General features: G+C 66.5%; 14 protein-coding genes. 8 read left to right on the top strand and 6 right to left on the bottom strand.

What is annotated here, in order from left to right; translation table 11 throughout:
- Genes AC3ANU_RS12725 through tkt form a run of 3 tightly spaced genes read right to left on the bottom strand, consistent with a single transcriptional unit; the run spans position 1 to position 4,899 of the window.
- Positions 1-1,632, bottom strand: coding sequence for a glucose-6-phosphate isomerase (locus AC3ANU_RS12725; protein ID WP_488314630.1), 1,632 nt, complete (start codon positions 1,630-1,632; stop codon positions 1-3).
- A 5-nt stretch (positions 1,633-1,637) separates the two neighbouring features.
- Positions 1,638-2,753: a transaldolase gene (gene tal / locus AC3ANU_RS12720; RefSeq protein WP_018772119.1), complete on the bottom strand. Its 1,116-nt coding sequence runs from the start codon at positions 2,751-2,753 to the stop codon at positions 1,638-1,640.
- Positions 2,754-2,781: 28 nt separating this feature from the next.
- The gene (gene tkt / locus AC3ANU_RS12715; RefSeq protein WP_026266206.1) at positions 2,782-4,899 is read right to left on the bottom strand and encodes a transketolase; all 2,118 of its coding nucleotides are present in this window, start codon (positions 4,897-4,899) and stop codon (positions 2,782-2,784) included.
- Positions 4,900-5,418: 519 nt separating this feature from the next.
- Here tkt and AC3ANU_RS12710 point away from each other — a divergent pair.
- Together AC3ANU_RS12710 and AC3ANU_RS12705 are read left to right on the top strand one after the other, a co-directional pair.
- Positions 5,419-6,378: a heme o synthase gene (locus tag AC3ANU_RS12710; protein ID WP_018772117.1), complete on the top strand. Its 960-nt coding sequence runs from the start codon at positions 5,419-5,421 to the stop codon at positions 6,376-6,378.
- A 222-nt stretch (positions 6,379-6,600) separates the two neighbouring features.
- Positions 6,601-8,868, top strand: a complete 2,268-nt coding sequence (locus AC3ANU_RS12705; protein WP_488314629.1) for a SulP family inorganic anion transporter — start codon at positions 6,601-6,603, stop codon at positions 8,866-8,868.
- Between the two features lie 109 nt (positions 8,869-8,977).
- Here AC3ANU_RS12705 and AC3ANU_RS12700 read toward each other — a convergent pair whose 3' ends face one another.
- From AC3ANU_RS12700 to AC3ANU_RS12690, 3 genes are read right to left on the bottom strand one after another with little or no spacing between them, the layout of a single operon-like run.
- Positions 8,978-9,940 carry a COX15/CtaA family protein gene (locus tag AC3ANU_RS12700; protein ID WP_018772115.1) on the bottom strand — a complete coding sequence of 321 codons (963 nt, stop codon included), beginning with the start codon at positions 9,938-9,940 and terminating at the stop codon, positions 8,978-8,980.
- Between the two features lie 7 nt (positions 9,941-9,947).
- A complete protein-coding gene (locus AC3ANU_RS12695) occupies positions 9,948-10,715 on the bottom strand; it encodes an ABC transporter permease (RefSeq protein WP_018772114.1) in 768 nt (255 codons plus the stop codon).
- Entirely contained in the window at positions 10,712-11,680 is a 969-nt protein-coding gene (locus AC3ANU_RS12690; RefSeq protein ID WP_056390246.1) for an ABC transporter ATP-binding protein, read from the bottom strand. The genes AC3ANU_RS12695 and AC3ANU_RS12690 overlap by 4 nt, the downstream gene beginning before the upstream one ends.
- A 125-nt stretch (positions 11,681-11,805) precedes the next feature.
- Here AC3ANU_RS12690 and AC3ANU_RS12685 point away from each other — a divergent pair, with 125 nt between their 5' ends.
- From AC3ANU_RS12685 to AC3ANU_RS12660, 6 genes are read left to right on the top strand one after another with little or no spacing between them, the layout of a single operon-like run.
- Positions 11,806-12,591 carry a helix-turn-helix transcriptional regulator gene (locus AC3ANU_RS12685; protein WP_134165355.1) on the top strand — a complete coding sequence of 262 codons (786 nt, stop codon included), beginning with the start codon at positions 11,806-11,808 and terminating at the stop codon, positions 12,589-12,591.
- Positions 12,591-14,054 carry a Fe-S cluster assembly protein SufB gene (gene sufB, locus AC3ANU_RS12680; protein ID WP_018772111.1) on the top strand — a complete coding sequence of 488 codons (1,464 nt, stop codon included), beginning with the start codon at positions 12,591-12,593 and terminating at the stop codon, positions 14,052-14,054. Before AC3ANU_RS12685 ends, sufB begins: the two co-directional genes overlap by 1 nt.
- Complete coding sequence (gene sufD / locus AC3ANU_RS12675) at positions 14,054-15,295, top strand: Fe-S cluster assembly protein SufD (RefSeq protein WP_018772110.1); 1,242 nt, start codon at positions 14,054-14,056, stop codon at positions 15,293-15,295. The genes sufB and sufD overlap by 1 nt, the downstream gene beginning before the upstream one ends.
- A gap of 20 nt (positions 15,296-15,315) precedes the next feature.
- Positions 15,316-15,672, top strand: coding sequence for a non-heme iron oxygenase ferredoxin subunit (locus AC3ANU_RS12670; protein WP_018772109.1), 357 nt, complete (start codon positions 15,316-15,318; stop codon positions 15,670-15,672).
- Positions 15,673-15,714: 42 nt separating this feature from the next.
- A complete protein-coding gene (gene sufC, locus AC3ANU_RS12665; protein WP_018772108.1) occupies positions 15,715-16,509 on the top strand; it encodes a Fe-S cluster assembly ATPase SufC in 795 nt (264 codons plus the stop codon).
- A gap of 12 nt (positions 16,510-16,521) precedes the next feature.
- A complete protein-coding gene (locus AC3ANU_RS12660) occupies positions 16,522-16,854 on the top strand; it encodes a metal-sulfur cluster assembly factor (RefSeq protein WP_018761278.1) in 333 nt (110 codons plus the stop codon).
- Positions 16,855-16,875: the final 21 nt, after the last annotated feature.

Raw genomic sequence — 16,875 nt, 5'->3', positions numbered from 1 at the left:
TTAGCTTTCGGTAGCGGATGCGCGGGTGGACAGGGCAGCGACGATGTCCTGCAGCTGCGCCACGCCGGCGGCACGGTCGGTGAGGTGGAGGCGGAGCACGGGACGTCCGTGCCCACCCAGGACCTGGGCGTCGCCTGCTGCCTGTGCGGCGATGAGTTCGCCAAAGCTGAAGGGCCGGTCCGGGATCCCCAGATCCTCGGCGGGGGTGGCGGTGACCTGGAGGAACACGCCAATGGCGGGACCGCCCTTGTGGAACTGGCCGGTGGAGTGCAGGAAGCGCGGACCCCAGCCGAACGTCACCGGACGGCCGGTCGCGGCGGCAAGTTCGTCCCGGATACCCTCCAGCCCGGCGAACGCCAGCCGGTCGAAGTACGCCTGGACGCTCAGGTAGCTGTCCGCGGCCAGGGTGCCCAGCAGGGCCTTGACGGCGCCCTCCGCCGTGGCGGCGTTTCCGAGCCAGTCCCCGCCGCGCACCTCAATGGCGCCGTCGACGAATGCCGCAGGCGTGGGCTCCGGCTGGGCGTCCAGCAGCCCACGCGCTGCCACCTTGGCGGCCTCAACGTCGGGCTGGTCGAAGGGGTTGATCCCCAGCAGGCGCCCCGCAACGGCGGTGGCGAACTCCCACACCATCATCTGGGTGGCAAGGCCGCCGGCAATGGCCACCTGGTTGTCACCGGGTTCGACGTCGGCATCCGCGGCGACGAGCCGCACCACCAGGACGTCGGGGGCACCGGAGGTTACCTCCGGGGCCTGCGGCCCCGCGACGACCGGCAGGATCCCGGTTCCCAGCTTGCCCGTGGACTCGGCGATGAGCTGCTCAGCCCAGTCCGCGAAGCCAACGATGCCGGAGCCGTCCTCGGCGATGACGACCTTGTTCCGCAGCGGGCTGGTTCCGCCCAGCGCGGCGCCCAGTGCCAACCCGATGTTTTCAGGGGCGTCGTCGTTGAGGATCTCGGCAGCTTCCTCGGCTTCGTCCAGGAATGCCTGGATGTCCACGCCGGCCAGGCCGGAAGGAACCAGGCCGAACGCTGTCAGCGCGGAGTAGCGGCCGCCCACGTTGGGGTCGGCGTTGAAGACGGCGCGGTAGCCGGCTTCACGGGAGGCCTTGTCCAGCGGCGATCCCGGGTCCGTCACGATGATGATCCGGCTCTTGGCGTCCACGCCGGCCTCGGTGAAGGCCTGCTCGAAAATCCGGCGCTGCGAGTCGGTCTCCAGGGTGGAGCCGGACTTGGACGAGACCACGATTGCGGTCTGGCCCAGCCGGTCCGCCAGGGCAGCCCGGACCTGGTCCGGGTCCGTGCTGTCCAGCACTGTCAGCTCGACGCCGGCGGTGCCCGCGATGACCTCAGGGGCCAGCGAGGATCCGCCCATGCCGCAGAGCACGATCCTGCTCACTCCCTCCGCGCGCAGGGCGTCGCGGAGTTCCACGATGTCCTTGACCAAAGGCTGTGAGACTGTTGCCGCCTCCACCCACCCAAGGCGGATTGCCGACTCCGATTCGGCGTCGGGACCCCACAGGGTGTGGTCCTTGGCGAAGATCCGCGTGGCGACCCGGTCCTCCACCAGGGCGGGAAGGTGCTGTTCAAGCGCGTGCTGGGCAGCGCCGGTGGCGTCGAAGCTGAGAGTGCTCATAGGTGTTAGGAAGCCTTCCGTGCAGAGGCCAGGGCACCTTCGACGTCGGCCAGCAGTTCCTTCCAGCTGGCCACGAACTTGTCCAGGCCTTCGGTTTCAAGGAGTGCCACGACGTCGTTGTAGGAGACCCCGAGCTTTTCAAGGGCGTCGAGGGTTGCGTTTGCTTCGGCGTAGGTGCCGGTGATGGTGTCACCGGTAACCACGCCGTGGTCGAAGGTGGCATCCAGCGTCTTTTCCGGCATGGTGTTCACCACGCCGCGGGCCACGAGTTCGGTGACGTAGAGGGTGTCCGGGTAAGCAGGATCCTTCACACCGGTGGAAGCCCACAGGGGGCGCTGGGGGAGAGCCCCGGCGTCGGCCAGCAGCGCCCACCGTTCGGTGGCGAAGAGCTCTTCGTAGACCTGGTAGGCCAGGCGGGCGTTGGCCACGCCGGCCTTGCCCTTGAGGGCTTTTGCCTCGTCGGTGCCGATCTTGTCGAGGCGCTTGTCGATTTCCGTGTCCACGCGGGAGACGAAGAACGAGGCAACGGAGTGGATCTTCGAAAGGTCGTGGCCGTTCTCTTTGGCCTGTTCCAGGCCGGACTGGAATGCATTGATGACCGCGCGGTACCGCTCCAGCGAGAAGATAAGGGTCACGTTGACGCTGATGCCCTCGGCCAGTGTTGCCGTGATGGCTTCAAGGCCCTCGATGGTTGCCGGGATCTTGATCAGGACGTTGTCCTTGTTGACTCGCTGCGAGAGGTGCTTGGCCTCGGCGATGGTCCCTGCGGTGTCCCAGGCAAGGCGCGGGTCGACTTCGATGGAGACGCGGCCGTCAACGCCCTTGGTGGCAGCAGCCACGGGTGCAAACAGGTCGCAGGCATCAGCAACGTCGGTGGTGGTGATCTCGAAGATCGTGTCTTCCACGCTGGCGCCTTCTGCGGCCTTGCCGGCAATGATGTGGTCGTAGTCCGTGCCGGACGTGATGGCTGCGTGGAAGATGGACGGGTTGGTGGTCACGCCGACCACGTTCTTCTCTTCAATGAGCTTGCGGAGGGTGCCGGTCTGCAGGCGTCCGCGGGAAAGGTCGTCGAGCCAGATGGAGACTCCGGCGTCGGAGAGCTGCTGGGTGGGAGTAGTCATTTCTTGTATCTCCTAAAAGATGAGGGTTTCAGGCCTGGAGGCTGGAGATGGAGTCCTTGGCTGCGGCAGCCACTGCTTCTGCCGTGATGCCGAACTCCTGGAAGAGGCGCTTGTAGTCCGCGGAAGCGCCGTAGTGCTCAAGGCTTACGGAACGGCCGGCGTCGCCGACGAATTCCCGCCAGCCCAGGGCCAGTCCTGCTTCCACCGAAACGCGTGCCTTGACGGCGGCGGGCAGGACGGATTCGCGGTAGGCGGCGTCCTGCTTCTTGAACCACTCGACACACGGCATGGAGACAACCCGGGCTGCGATGCCTTCGGCCTGGAGGGCTTCGCGGGCCTGGACGGCCAACTGGACCTCGGAGCCGGTGCCGATCAGGATCACGTCGGCCGGAACCGTGGCGCCGTCCTTCGAGGCCTCGGCCAGGACGTAGCCGCCCTTTGCAACACCTGCGGTGGAAGCGAACGTGTCGCCGTCGGCGTCGCCCGCGCCACGTTCCCAAGTGGGGATGTTCTGGCGGGTCAGGACGATGCCGGCAGGGTTGCTGTGGTTTTCGAGCATGGTCTTCCACGCAGCTGCCACTTCGTTGGCGTCGCCGGGGCGGACCACGTCCAGGCCAACGATGGCACGCAGCGAGGCGAGCTGTTCCACCGGCTGGTGGGTGGGGCCGTCTTCGCCCAGGCCGATGGAGTCGTGGGTCCAGACGTACAGCGACGGAACACCCATGAGCGCGCCGAGCCGGATGGCGGGGCGCTGGTAGTCGCTGAAGATCAGGAAGGTGCCGGAGAAGGCGCGGGTGTTGCCCGCCAGGCTGATGCCGTTCACGATCGAGGCAGCAGCGTGCTCGCGGATGCCGAAGTGCAGCACGCGGCCGTAGGGGTTGCCGGACCAGGCACCGGTCTGCTTGGAGGCCGGCACGAAGGACGGCGAGCCCTCGATGGTGGTGTTGTTGGACTCGGCGAGGTCGGCGGAGCCGCCCCAGAGTTCGGGCAGTACCGGGCCCAGCGCGTTCAGTACCTTGCCCGATGCTGCGCGGGTGGAAACGTCCTTGCCTGCCGGGAAGACCGGAAGGGCAGCGTCCACGCCTTCGGGGAGTTCCCTGGCCTCGATGCGCTGCAGCAGAGCCGCGCCTTCAGGGTTGGCTGCCTGCCAGGCATTGAAGGACTCTTCCCATTCCTTGCGGGCGGCGGCGCCACGGTCCACTACGGAGCGGGCGTGGGCCAGGACTTCCTGGTCCACATCGAAGGACTTGGACGGGTCGAAGCCCAGGACTTCCTTCAGCGCTGCGACTTCCTCGGCGCCGAGGGCGGAGCCGTGGATCTTGCCGGTGTTCTGCTTCTTGGGCGCCGGGTAGCCGATGATGGTGCGCAGGGAGATGATGGAGGGCTTGGAGGTCTCAGCCTTCGCTGCGAGCAGGGCCGAGTACAGCTCCTGCACATCTTCCTTGTATTCGCCCGTCTTGGTCCAGTCCACCCGCTGGGTGTGCCAGCCGTAGGCTTCATAGCGCTTCAGGACATCTTCGGTGAAGGCGATGTCGGTATCGTCCTCGATGGAGATGTGGTTCTCGTCGTAGATGACCACGAGATTGCCGAGTTCCTGGTGGCCGGCGAGCGAGGAAGCCTCGGCCGTGACGCCTTCCTGGAGGTCGCCGTCGGACGCAATGACCCAGATGGTGTGGTCGAACGGCGATTCGCCGGCGGGGGCATCAGCATCGAACAGGCCGCGCTGGCGGCGCTGGGAGTAGGCGAAGCCAACCGAGGAGGCCAGGCCCTGGCCCAGCGGTCCGGTAGTGATCTCCACGCCGGCGGTGTGCTTGTACTCCGGGTGTCCCGGGGTCAGCGAACCCCACGTGCGAAGCGCCTCCAGGTCCTTCAGTTCCAGGCCGTAGCCGGAGAGGAACAGCTGGATGTAAAGGGTCAGCGAGGTGTGGCCGGGGGACAGGACGAACCGGTCGCGGCCCAGCCACTGCGGATCGCGCGGGTCATGGCGCATCAGCTTCTGGAAAAGAAGGTAAGCGGCGGGGGCCAGGCTCATGGCGGTTCCGGGGTGGCCGTTGCCCACCTTCTCTACGGCATCGGCGGCCAGGACGCGGATGGTGTCCACGGCGCGCTGGTCCAAGCTGGTCCATGACAGTTCTTGCTCTTCCAAATGTGGCACGAAAACCGGGCCCCTCTCTGTGCTGATGGCGGCTGTACACCGGTTCCGTTTAAGGGCGCACTGCGTGGCGCCTGCTGCGGTGTGTACCAGCCGTTCACCATCGAAACGTTGATCCTTGCATTCAGTCACGGACAGCAGCGGGAATGCGTTTTCCACCGCTTTCTTGCTGCGTGCTGATCTGTTGACAGCTTAGCTCTTATCCATTCTGCGGGCGGCCCAAATCTCACGTTTTGGACGCAATTTCCCCTTTTGTGAATCACCGTCACGAAGGGTTGAGTTAATCTGCTCGAATGGGCCCGTGAGCAATCATCTGCGCATATGGCGGGGCCGGGACAGCGCCCGCGGCGCGGTATGATATTCGGAGGCCAACGCCGGGCGTGCATCCCTATCGCCGTCCGGGGTTTCCCGACTGTTGCACGCACCTGAAGCATTTCCTCCCTTCTTGCCGTGCCCGGGTCCGGGCCGCACGACCGGAGCTGCACTGCCAGCCTCAACTGCCACACAGAACGGGTGACTGCCACCGTGAGCACAACAGATACGCCGCTGAACGCATCCCGGGCCTCCGGCGCCGGGTTTGCCCGTAAGGCCAAGGCGTATCTCGCCCTCACCAAGCCGCGCGTGATCGAACTGCTGCTGGTCAGCACCCTGCCCACTATGATTTACGCCCAGCGGGGCTTCCCATCCATCGGACTGATCCTCGCCACGCTGGTGGGCGGTGCCTTCGCTGCGGGCAGCGCCGGAGCCTTCAACTGTTACATCGACCGCGACATCGACAAGCTGATGCACCGCACGGAGAACAGGCCTCTGGTCACCGGTGAAGTCACCCCGCGCGAGGCGCTGGTCTTTTCCTGGCTGCTGGGTGCCGCCTCGATCGTGATCCTCTGGTTCGGAGCCAATCCGCTTTCCGCCTGGCTGGGGCTGGGTGCCATCTTCTTCTACGTGGTCATCTACACCATGATCCTCAAGCGGCGCACGGCGCAGAACATTGTCTGGGGCGGTGCAGCAGGCTGCTTCCCGGTGCTGATCGCGTGGGCTGCCGTCACCAACTCTGTTGAGTGGCCGGCGGTCGTCCTGTTCATGGTGATCTTCCTGTGGACCCCGCCACACTACTGGCCCCTGTCCATGCGTTACGGCGAGGACTACCGGAACGCCAACGTCCCCATGCTCGGTGCCATCGCCGGCGCCAAGGTGGTGTCCGTCCAGGTGGTCCTGTACGCCTGGGCCATGGTGGCCTGCTCCCTGCTGATGATTCCTGCGGGTGGGGCCGGCTGGGTCTACACCGTAACCGCAGTCCTGGCCGGCGCGTGGTTCCTCTATGAATCCCATGCCCTGTATTCGCGCGCCCACAGCGAGGACATCCCGGACAAGCGCGCCATGAAGGTCTTCCATGGCTCCATCAGCTACCTGACGCTGTTGTTCATCGCGCTGGCGGTGGACCCGTTCGTCGGGCATGCAATCATGGCCGGCTAGGCCCCGGGGCGCAGATCCCCGGCGCACATCCCCGGCCCAAGCCCATCGGCGGCCCCCACCTGAGTGGTGGGGGCCGCCGTTTGCTTAACCGGCGCAGGTTGCGCGTGCACGGAATCGAAACCGATATGACATTTTTGTCATATCGGTCACTTTAAGTGTCATCCATCATGACCGGCTGCTTACGGTGGGGTGGACCCTTCCCTCGATCAAAGGAAAAAATCCATGGAAGTCCGTCCCTCCACAATTCCCGCCCCCAGCCACAGCCCGCCGGGAGGCAGGGGAAGCCGTGGCCGCTTCACCTTCCGCCGCCCGCCGTTTGCTGCCCATTTGGGCGCCGACGTACCCGCATCCCTGGTGGTGTTCCTCGTGGCCCTCCCGCTCTCGCTCGGCATCGCAGCCGCGTCGGGAGCCCCCATCATGGCAGGCCTCATCGCTGCAGCCGTGGGCGGGATCGTGGCCGGAAGCCTGGGCGGCTCACCGCTGCAGGTGAGCGGACCCGCGGCCGGGCTGACCGTCGTCGTGGCCGGGCTGGTCCAGGAGTTCGGATGGCAGGTGACCTGCGCCATCACCGCGGCCGCGGGCGCCGTGCAGCTCCTGCTGGGCATCAGTCGCGTGGGCCGGGCCGCCCTGGCCGTCTCACCGGTGGTGGTCAAAGCCATGCTCGCCGGCATCGGTGTCACCATCATCCTGCAGCAGGTCCACGTGCTTCTCGGATCCCGGCCGGCAGGCTCGGCCCTCGAGAACCTTGCGGCACTGCCGGCAGCCATCACCAACCTGGAACTGCACGCGGCCCTGCTGGGACTGGCCGTCGTGGCAATCCTGCTGTGCTGGAAGTTCCTGCCCGCCACGGTCCGGCGTGTTCCGGGCCCCCTGGCCGCCGTCGCGGCAGGAACCGCACTGGCCGTGGCCTTTGCCCCCGGTGTTGAGCGCATCTCCCTTGATGGCTCCATTTTCGATGCCATCGCCCTGCCGCAGCTTCCGGACAGCAACTGGCGCGCGTTCGCTTTTGCCATCTTGACCATGGCCCTCATCGCCAGCATCGAGTCCCTCCTGTCGGCCGTGGCCGTGGACAAGATGCAGACCGGTCCGCGGACCAACCTGAACAGGGAGCTCATCGGGCAGGGCACCGCAAACATCGTTTCCGGGTCCCTGGGCGGCCTGCCCGTGACGGGCGTCATTGTCCGCAGCGCCACGAATGTGGAAGCGGGAGCGGCTTCCCGGACATCCGCAGTGCTGCACGGTGTCTGGGTTCTGGCTTTCTCTGCCCTCTTTGCCGGGTTGATCCAGCTGATCCCGCTGGCCGTCCTGGCCGGCCTGCTGGTGGTTATCGGCGCGCGGCTGATCAAGGTGGCGGACATCCGGACCAGCCTGCGCACGGGAGACCTCACCATTTACGCGGTTACCCTCATCTGCGTGGTGTTCCTGAACTTGTTGGAAGGAGTCATGATCGGCCTGGCCCTCGCCGCTGCCAGTGTGCTGTGGCGTGTCCTGCGGGCCCCCATCCAGGCGCACCGTCCCGCCGCACCGCCGTCGCCCTGGCGGGTGACCATCGCGGGATCATGCAGCTTCTTCGCGCTGCCAAAGCTCAACGGCGTCCTGCAGTCGGTGCCCGCCGGCGCGGACGTGGTGGTGGAGCTCAACGCCGACTATGTTGACCATTCCTTCCGGGAAGCCCTCTTGGCCTGGCAGCTCCAGCACCAGGCCGCCGGCGGCACGGTGAACCTTGAGGAGCACGGCAACTCGGTGTTCCGGGACGCCGCCCACCAGGCTCCCCGGCGCGAGGAAGCCACCGAGTTGCCCCTTCCGCCAAGGAAGGAGCCGTTGTTGCAGGGCGTCAACAAATACCACCGCCGGTTTGCGCACCAGGTCCGTCCGCTGGTGCATGACCTGACGGAAGGACAGAACCCGGACAGCCTGTTCGTGGGCTGCATCGATTCGCGCGTCAATCCGAACCTGATCACCAGCAGCGGCCCGGGGGACCTGCTCACGCTGCGGAACATCGGCAACGTGGTGTGCGGCAATGGCCAGGACGCCTCAACGGATTCTGCCCTGTCCTTTGCCGTCAACGGCCTGGGAGTGCAGTCGGTCGCCATCTGCGGGCACTCCAACTGCGGCGCCATGAAGGCGCTGCTCGCAGAGGCCGGCGGCGAAGACAACAGTTCGCTTGGTCCGGCATTCGGACAGTGGCTGGATCACGCCCGGCCCAGCTACACGGAGCTGCTGGCAGGGCATCCGGTGGGCCGGCAGGCGGCGGCGGCGGGTTACGCCCGGGTGGACCAACTGGCGATGGTCAACGTGGCCGTGCAACTGGCCAAGCTGCAGGACCACCCGGTGACGGGCCCGGCGCTGGTGGAGGGAAAGGTGCAGGCAACGGGCCTCTTCTACGACATTGCCACCGCGCAGGTCCTGCAGATCACCGCCACGGGGATCCGGAACCTTGACCCGGCCGGCGGGTCCGGGCTTCGGATCAACGCCTTCGCTGAACGGTAATTTCCCGGGACGCCTGCAAGGCGGCGAAACATACAAAGGCGGTAAAACGCAGGCGCCCCGGCCCCATCCCGGGCCGGGGCGCCTGCGCGCTGTACGGGTGGGCGGGCGCCTACTTCGCTGCCCTGGATGAGTCCACGGCACTGGAACGGGCGATGTCCCAGGCGTTGGTCGATGCCGCCATCAGCAGGGCCGCGCCGAGCATGTGGGCCGCTACCAGCAGCGCCGGAATACCGTTGTAGTACTGCGTAAACCCGATCACCGCCTGGAGCACGGTGACGCCAAGGAGGGCCAGGACGGCCGTCCGGAAGGGGCCCGTAATGCGGCGCCTGATGACCAGGACCAGGGCCACTACAGTCCCGGCAGTCACCAGGTACGCGGGCACGGCATGGATGTGGGAGAACAAATCCCAGTCCAGGTCGTTGCGGGGAGCATCGGCGTCACCGGCATGCGGGCCGGCCCCCGTGACCACCACACCGAGCATCACGGCGACGGCGGAGAAAAGCGCGACGGCGGCCGTCACCGGGCGCAGGGGTGCGGGCAGGGCGGCGGGCCGGGTGGCAAGGAAGCGGCCGGTCCGCCCGAAGGCACGGTTGACCAGCAGGGTGGCGAAGACCACCAGCGCCATGGAGACCAGGAAGTGCAGGCCCACCACCCACGGGTTGAGGTTGGTCAGCACGGTGACACCGCCGATCACGGCCTGGGCGGGGATGCTGGCCAGCAGGCCCAGTGCCAGGAGGAAGAGGTCCTTGCGCTCCTTCCGGAGGTTCCACAGGTACACCAGCATCAGGGCGGCGACGGCGGCCAGCGCGAACGTCAGGAGCCGGTTGCCGAACTCGATGAAGCCATGGATGCCCATCTCCGGAGTGTTTACCAGGGAGTCGGAGGTGCAGCGGGGCCAGGTGGGGCAGCCAAGGCCCGATGCGGTGAGGCGGACGGCGCCGCCGGTGACCACCAGAAGCGTCTGGCCGATCAGGGAGGCGACGGCGAGGCGGCGGATGCGGACGTCCACGGTGCGTGGGAGCCGCGAGGCCAGGCGGCCGGCGAGCTGGGGGAGGCGTGAAGCCGTGGACACGGTTATCTCAATTCCACTTGAACCAACGGATGGCTGCGGCGCCGGCGATGACCGTCCAGAGCAGCAGGATGAGGGCGGCGCCGCCGTTCACGGCCCCGTCCAGGAAGGCGGCCCGCATCGATTCGCCCAGGGCGCCGGAGGGCAGGAAATGCACGACTGCCTGCGCGGCGGCAGGCAGTCGCCCCGCGGGGATGACGATGCCGCCCATGGCGCCGAGGAGGATCCACAGCAGGTTGGTGATGGCCAGCGTGGCTTCCGGCCGGACTGTCCCGGCCACCAGCAGCCCCAACGCGGTGAAAGCCGCCGCGCCCAGCGCGAGCAGCGCCAGCCCCGGGAGCCAGCCCGCCGCCGTCGGCTGCCATCCCAGGGCCAGGGCAACCACGCCAACCACCACCACCTGGAGGCACAGAACGGCCAGGACCGACAGGACTTTGCCGGCAATCAGGCCGCCGCGGCCCAAGGGGGTGGTGGACAGGAACCGGAGTACGCCGTAGCGGCGGTCGAAGCCGGTGGCGATGCCCTGGCCGGTGAAGGCCGTGGACATCGCACACAGGGCCAGGATTCCGGGAACGGCCACGTTGATGCGGCTGGATCCCATTCCGTCCAGGAACGGGGTGACCGTCAGGCCCACAAGTGCCAGCAGCGGCAGCACCACTGCCAGGATCAGCTGCTCGCCGTTCCGCAGCATTGTCAGTGCCTCGTACTTGCCCTGCAGCAGGACCCGGCGCAGCAGGGGCGCCGGCTGCTGGGCCTCCTGCATTGCTGCGGTGCTCATCGGATGTCCTTTCCCGAGATATCCAAAAAGACGTCTTCAAGGCTACGCGCCTGAAGGCTCATCGAGGCGGGCATGATTCCCTTCGCCTCCCACCACCGGGCCAGGGCGGAGAGGTGCCGGGGCGTCAGGGCGCCGGTGATGGTGTAGCTGCCGGCACGGGGTTCGGAAACGTCCACGTCATCCGGCAAAGCGGCTGCCAGGTCCAGCCCGGGCGGGGCTTCGAACACCAGCGTCCGGATGTGCCCGCCGTCCTGGTCCGCAACGGGGCTGCGCTGCAGCAGTTCCTGCACGGTCCCTTCGGCAACGTTGCGGCCGCCGTCGATGATGTACACGTAGTCCGCCAGGCGCTGGGCGTCGTCCATCAGGTGGGTGGTGAGGATGATCCCCATCCCACTGTCACGCAACTCGGCGATCAGGTCGAACACCAGCTGCCGGGACTGCGGGTCCAGTCCGGCACTGGGCTCGTCCAGGAACAATACTTCGGGCCTGCCCACCAGGGCGGCGGCGAGTGCCAGGCGCTGTTTCTGGCCGCCGGACAGCCTGCGCACGCTGGTCCGGCTGAAGGAGTCGATGCCCAGCCTGCCCACCAGGTCTTCCAGCGGCCACGGGCGGGCGTACAGCCCGGCGATGTGCCGCAGCAGCGGCAGGGGCCGGGCCGACGGCGGGAGGCCGCCGTCTTGCAGCATCACGCCGACGCGGGACCGGAGGTCAGCGCCTGCCGCCGCCGGGTCCTGGCCCAGCAGCGAGATGGTGCCGCCACTGCGCTTTTGCAGGCCCTGGGCGCATTCGAGGGTGGTGGTTTTTCCGGCACCGTTGGCGCCGAGGAGGGCGGTTACCTGTCCGCGCTCGGCAACGAGTGAAACGCCGCTGACAACCCTGAGCATCTTTCCGTCCAGGCTGGAAAGGGGGCCGACGTCCTTGATGAGCCCATGGATGGACAGAACGGGGGACTGGGGGGATCGCACCACAGTATTCTACGGGATGTAGTATTTAGCACCGTCCCCCGGGCCTGTGCAGCTGCCTGGCATAGGTCAGCCTGCCCTTACTGGAGTGCGGGACTAAATTACGACATGATTGTGTTGTGTATTCCATGACCAACGCTACTGCCGTGCCTGCGCCCGGGCCTGTGGCTGATGCCGACGAGCGCACCCGGGACCGGGTCCTCGCTGCCGTCCTGGAGCACGGGCCCGTCAGCGCGGCCGAACTGGGCGACATGCTGGGATTCACCCCGGCCGCCGTCCGGCGCCACCTGGACCACCTCTCGCGTGCGGGCGTCATCGAGGTCAAGCGGGTGGCCAAGCCCGGCGCGGGTGCCGGCCGTCCGGCCCGCCGCTACGTCCTCAGTTCACAGGGCCAGTCCAGCCTGGGCAACGACTACCTGGACATCGCCGCCCTTGCGCTCCAGCAGCTGCAAAAGATGGCAGGCCCGGACGCGGTGCGCGCCTTCGCCGAGGAGCGCTTTGCGGACATGGAGCGGCGCTACGCACCCGAAATCGAGCAGGCCGGCCCGGACATCCGGGACCGCGCCACCGCACTCGCAGCGGCGCTGACCCGCGACAACTTCGTGGCCTCCGCTGCGTCCATCGAGGCAAAGGCACCGCTGCCCGCGGCGCTTTCCAGCGTGCAGCTCTGCCAGGGCCACTGCCCCATCCAGCAGCTCGCCGCCCGCTTCCCGGTGTTCTGCGACGTCGAGACCGAAGTCTTTTCAAGGCTGGTGGGCGTTGACGTCCGCCGCCTCTCCACGCTGGCCCGCGGCGGCCACGTCTGCACCACACATATTCCTACAGGCAGGCTGCCTGCCAAACCGGCCACGGTGCCGGCGGCAGCCCCCGCCAGCCTGGACGAAGTAATCAACCATCAGCAAGAAAGGCCGTGATGACGGACCAACTATCAGAGAAAGCAGTCGCCGAAAACACTGTGATCTCGGAGATTCTGGAAAAGAATCCCGAGCTCCACGGCATCGGCAACTACGAGTACGGCTGGGCTGACAAGAACGATGTCGGCGCCAACGCCCGCCGTGGGCTCAACGAAGAGGTAGTCCGGGACATTTCGGCGAAGAAGAGCGAGCCGGAATGGATGCTCGACCTGCGCCTGAAGGGCCTGAAGTATTTCGACCGCAAGCCCATGCCCACCTGGGGCGCGGACCTCTCCGGCATCGACTTCGACAACATCAAGTACTTCGTGCGCTCCACCGAGAAGCAGGCTGCCACCTGGGAAGACCTGCCCGAGGACATCAAGAACACGTATGACAAGCTGGGCATCCCCGAGGCCGAAAAGCAGCGCCTTGTTTCGGGTGTTGCCGCCCAGTACGAGTCTGAGGTTGTTTACCACCAGCTGCGGGAGGACCTTGAGCGGCAGGGTGTCATCTTCCTGGACACCGACACCGCGCTGAAGGAACACCCGGAGATCTTCCAGGAGTACTTCGGCACCGTCATCCCGGTAGGCGACAACAAGTTCGCCTCGCTGAACACCTCCGTCTGGTCCGGCGGCTCGTTCGTGTACGTCCCCAAGGGCGTCCACGTGGAGATCCCCCTGCAGGCCTACTTCCGCATCAACACGGAAAACATGGGCCAGTTCGAACGCACGCTGATCATCGCCGACGAGGACTCCTACGTCCACTACATCGAAGGCTGCACAGCGCCGATCTACACCTCGGACTCGCTGCACTCCGCCGTCGTGGAGATCATCGTCAAGAAGGGCGCCCGCGTCCGGTACACCACCATCCAGAACTGGTCGAACAACGTCTACAACCTGGTGACCAAACGTGCCATCTGCGAAGCAGGCGCCACCATGGAATGGATCGATGGAAACATCGGCTCCAAGGTCACCATGAAGTACCCGGCCGTGTACCTCGTAGGCGAAGGGGCCAAGGGCGAGACCCTGTCCATCGCCTTCGCCGGCGAGGGCCAGCACCAGGACACCGGCTCCAAGATGGTGCACATCGCGCCGAACACCAAGAGCTCGATCATCTCCAAGTCCGTTGCCCGTGGTGGCGGCCGCGCCGCCTACCGCGGCCTGGTCCAGATCCGGGAAGGAGCCAAGCATTCGGCCAACACCGTGCGCTGCGACGCCCTCCTGGTGGACACCATTTCCCGGTCTGACACCTACCCGTACATCGACATCCGCGAGGACGATGTCCAGCTGGGACACGAGGCCACCGTTTCCCGCGTCAGCGAGGAACAGCTGTTCTACCTCATGTCCCGCGGCATGCCCGAGGACGAGGCCATGGCCATGATCGTGCGCGGCTTCATTGAGCCGATCGCCCGCGAACTGCCCATGGAATACGCCCTCGAGCTGAACCGCCTCATCGAACTCCAGATGGAAGGATCCGTCGGTTAATGACTGCCGAAGCAACTACCGAAAAGGCGCGCGTCGGCGCACCGTCGATCGCCGGTTTCACCGAGGAGGGCGAGCACCTCGTCGCCTCCAAGGTGGACCGCCACCACAGCCACGGCACACAGGTCATGGCCTCCCGCGCCGAGCGGCTCACCAGCCATGACGTGGCCGATTTCGCCCTGCCCAACGGCCGGGAAGAGGAATGGCGCTTCACCCCGGTGCGTGAACTGGCCAACCTGCTGTCCGATACCCCGTCGGAGGCCGGCGCCCTTGGCGTTACGGTCGAGGCACCTGCAGCCGTGGTCCAGCGGACCCTCCGCGCAGGTGAGGCCCCCCGTGGCGCCACCCTCGTCCCCGCCGACCGTGCCGCCGTCGTGGCTTCCGCGAACGCCGGCGACGCCCAGCTCATCTCCATCCCGGCGAACGCCGAGTTGGACGAGCCGGTGCGCCTGGTCCTGACCGGCAACGGCGCAGGCCGCCGGACCAACTCCCACGTGGTGATCGAAGCCGGAGTCAACAGCCGCTCCGTCGTGATCATCGAGCACGACGGCACCTCAGACCACAACGGCAACGTTGAGGTCCTGGTTCGCGAAGGCGCCCACCTCACGGTGGTTTCCCTGCAGCTCTGGGGGGACGACGCCAAGCACCTGGCACAGCATGACGCCGAGGTTGCCAAGGACGCCGTGTACAAGCACATTGCCGTAACTCTTGGCGGCAAGATCGTGCGCCTGAACTCCAACGTCCGCTTCGCCGGGGAAGGCGCCGAGACACAGCTCCTGGGCCTTTACTACGCCGATGCAGGCCAGCACCTGGAGCACCGTTCCTTCGTGGACCACAACGTGGCCAACTGCAAGTCCAACGTCCTCTACAAGGGCGCGCTGCAGGGCAAGGGTGCGCACACGGTCTGGGTTGGCGACGTGCTGATCCAGAAGCAGGCCGAGGGCACCGACTCCTACGAGAAGAACCAGAACCTGGTCCTGACTGACGGCTGCCGCGCGGACTCCGTGCCCAACCTCGAGATCGAGACCGGCCTGATCGAGGGTGCCGGCCACGCCAGCGCCACCGGCCGGTTCGACGACGAGCACCTGTTCTACCTGATGGCCCGCGGCATCCCCGAGGATGTTGCCCGCCGCCTGGTGGTCCGCGGCTTCCTGAACGAGATCATCCAGCAGATCAAGGTCCCGGCCCTCGAAGAGCGCCTGACCGATGCCGTGGAACGCGAACTCGCGGCAATCGACTACTAGAGACAGGCAGGCAGGAACGTATGAGCGGCAAACCCAAGGGTGAGCTGGTGTGCAGCGCCAATGACATCCAGGTCAAGCAGGCGCTGCGCATCCTGGTGGACGGCTACCCCGTAGCCGTGGTCCGGGACTCGATGGGGGACATCCACGCCATCGGTGACACCTGCTCGCACGCGGACATTTCCCTGTCCGAAGGCGACGTGGAAGGTTGCGCCATCGAGTGCTGGGGGCATGGTTCCCAGTTCGACCTGCGCAGCGGCCAGCCGCTCCAGCTCCCCGCCTACGATCCCGTGCCGGTCTTCGCCGTCGAACTCGACGGGGACGACGTCTACGTGGACGTCACCAACGTTTTGAACGGCGCAGCAGTAGACAACTACTGAGCGCCCGCAGCACCAGACTTACGAGCGAAAAGAAAGAAGAGCATGTCAACTCTTGAGATCAAGGACCTGCACGTCAGCATTGAGACGGAACAGGGCACCAAGGAGATCCTGAAGGGCGTCAGCCTGACCATCAGGACCGGCGAGACGCACGCCATCATGGGCCCCAACGGCTCGGGCAAGTCCACCCTCGCGTCCACCATTGCAGGGCACCCCCGCTACACCGTCACCCGTGGCACCATCACGCTGGACGGCGAAGACGTGCTGGCCATGAGTGTTGACGAGCGCGCCCGCGCCGGCGTCTTCCTGGCCATGCAGTACCCGGTGGAGGTTCCGGGCGTCACCATGACCAACTTCCTGCGCACGGCCAAGACCGCCATCGACGGCCAGGCGCCTGCCCTGCGCACCTGGACCAAGGACGTCAAGGCCGCCATGGAGAAGCTGCGCATCGACGCCGACTTCGCCCAGCGCAACGTCAACGAAGGCTTCTCCGGCGGCGAAAAGAAGCGCGTGGAGATCCTGCAGCTGGAGCTCTTCAAGCCCAAGTTCGCCGTCCTGGACGAGACCGACTCCGGCCTGGACGTGGACGCGCTCAAGATTGTGTCCGAGGGCGTCAACCGTGCGCACTCCGAGGGAAACATGGGCACGCTGCTCATCACGCACTACACCCGCATCCTGCGCTACATCAAGCCTGACTTCGTGCACGTGTTCGTGGACGGACAGGTTGTCGAGGAGGGCGGCCCCGAGCTGGCCGACCGCCTCGAGGAAGAAGGCTACGACCGTTACGCCAAGGGCGCCGGCGCAGCCACCATCGCGGCTGCCGCCGCAGCACAGGCCTAGTAAGGACTTGTCATGACCGAAATCAAGCCGGGCCGCACGGCCCTGGAGGACGTCGAAGAGGCGCTCAAGGACGTCATCGACCCTGAGCTTGGCGTCAACGTGGTGGACCTGGGCCTCCTGTACGGCCTGAAGTACTCCGATGACGACGGTGCGCTCCTGATCGACATGACGCTCACCACCGCAGCCTGCCCGCTCACCGACGTGCTCGAGGAGCAGGTGGGCCAGGCCCTGGACGGCGTCGTTGACGACTGGCGCCTCAACTGGGTCTGGATGCCGCCTTGGGGTCCCGAGCGGATCACCGATGACGGCAAGGACCAGATGAGGGCCCTCGGCTTCAACATCTAGAAAAAAGTACGACGACGGCCG

The organism is Arthrobacter sp. SDR-2R, assembly GCF_057747955.1.
The sequence above is the reverse complement of the archived record's forward strand: the minus strand, read 5'-3'. Positions and strand labels throughout refer to the sequence as shown.

Excerpts from the sequence above, each read along its gene's own strand:
- AC3ANU_RS12660 (WP_018761278.1), top strand. The coding sequence starts at position 16,522 with ATGACCGAAATCAAGCCGGGCCGCACGGCCCTGGAGGACGTCGAAGAG.
- sufB (WP_018772111.1), top strand. The coding sequence starts at position 12,591 with ATGACGGACCAACTATCAGAGAAAGCAGTCGCCGAAAACACTGTGATC.
- AC3ANU_RS12705 (WP_488314629.1), top strand. The coding sequence starts at position 6,601 with ATGGAAGTCCGTCCCTCCACAATTCCCGCCCCCAGCCACAGCCCGCCG.
- AC3ANU_RS12670 (WP_018772109.1), top strand. The coding sequence starts at position 15,316 with ATGAGCGGCAAACCCAAGGGTGAGCTGGTGTGCAGCGCCAATGACATC.
- AC3ANU_RS12725 (WP_488314630.1), bottom strand. The coding sequence starts at position 1,632 with ATGAGCACTCTCAGCTTCGACGCCACCGGCGCTGCCCAGCACGCGCTT.
- AC3ANU_RS12695 (WP_018772114.1), bottom strand. The coding sequence starts at position 10,715 with ATGAGCACCGCAGCAATGCAGGAGGCCCAGCAGCCGGCGCCCCTGCTG.
- tal (WP_018772119.1), bottom strand. The coding sequence starts at position 2,753 with ATGACTACTCCCACCCAGCAGCTCTCCGACGCCGGAGTCTCCATCTGG.
- sufD (WP_018772110.1), top strand. The coding sequence starts at position 14,054 with ATGACTGCCGAAGCAACTACCGAAAAGGCGCGCGTCGGCGCACCGTCG.
- AC3ANU_RS12685 (WP_134165355.1), top strand. The coding sequence starts at position 11,806 with ATGACCAACGCTACTGCCGTGCCTGCGCCCGGGCCTGTGGCTGATGCC.
- sufC (WP_018772108.1), top strand. The coding sequence starts at position 15,715 with ATGTCAACTCTTGAGATCAAGGACCTGCACGTCAGCATTGAGACGGAA.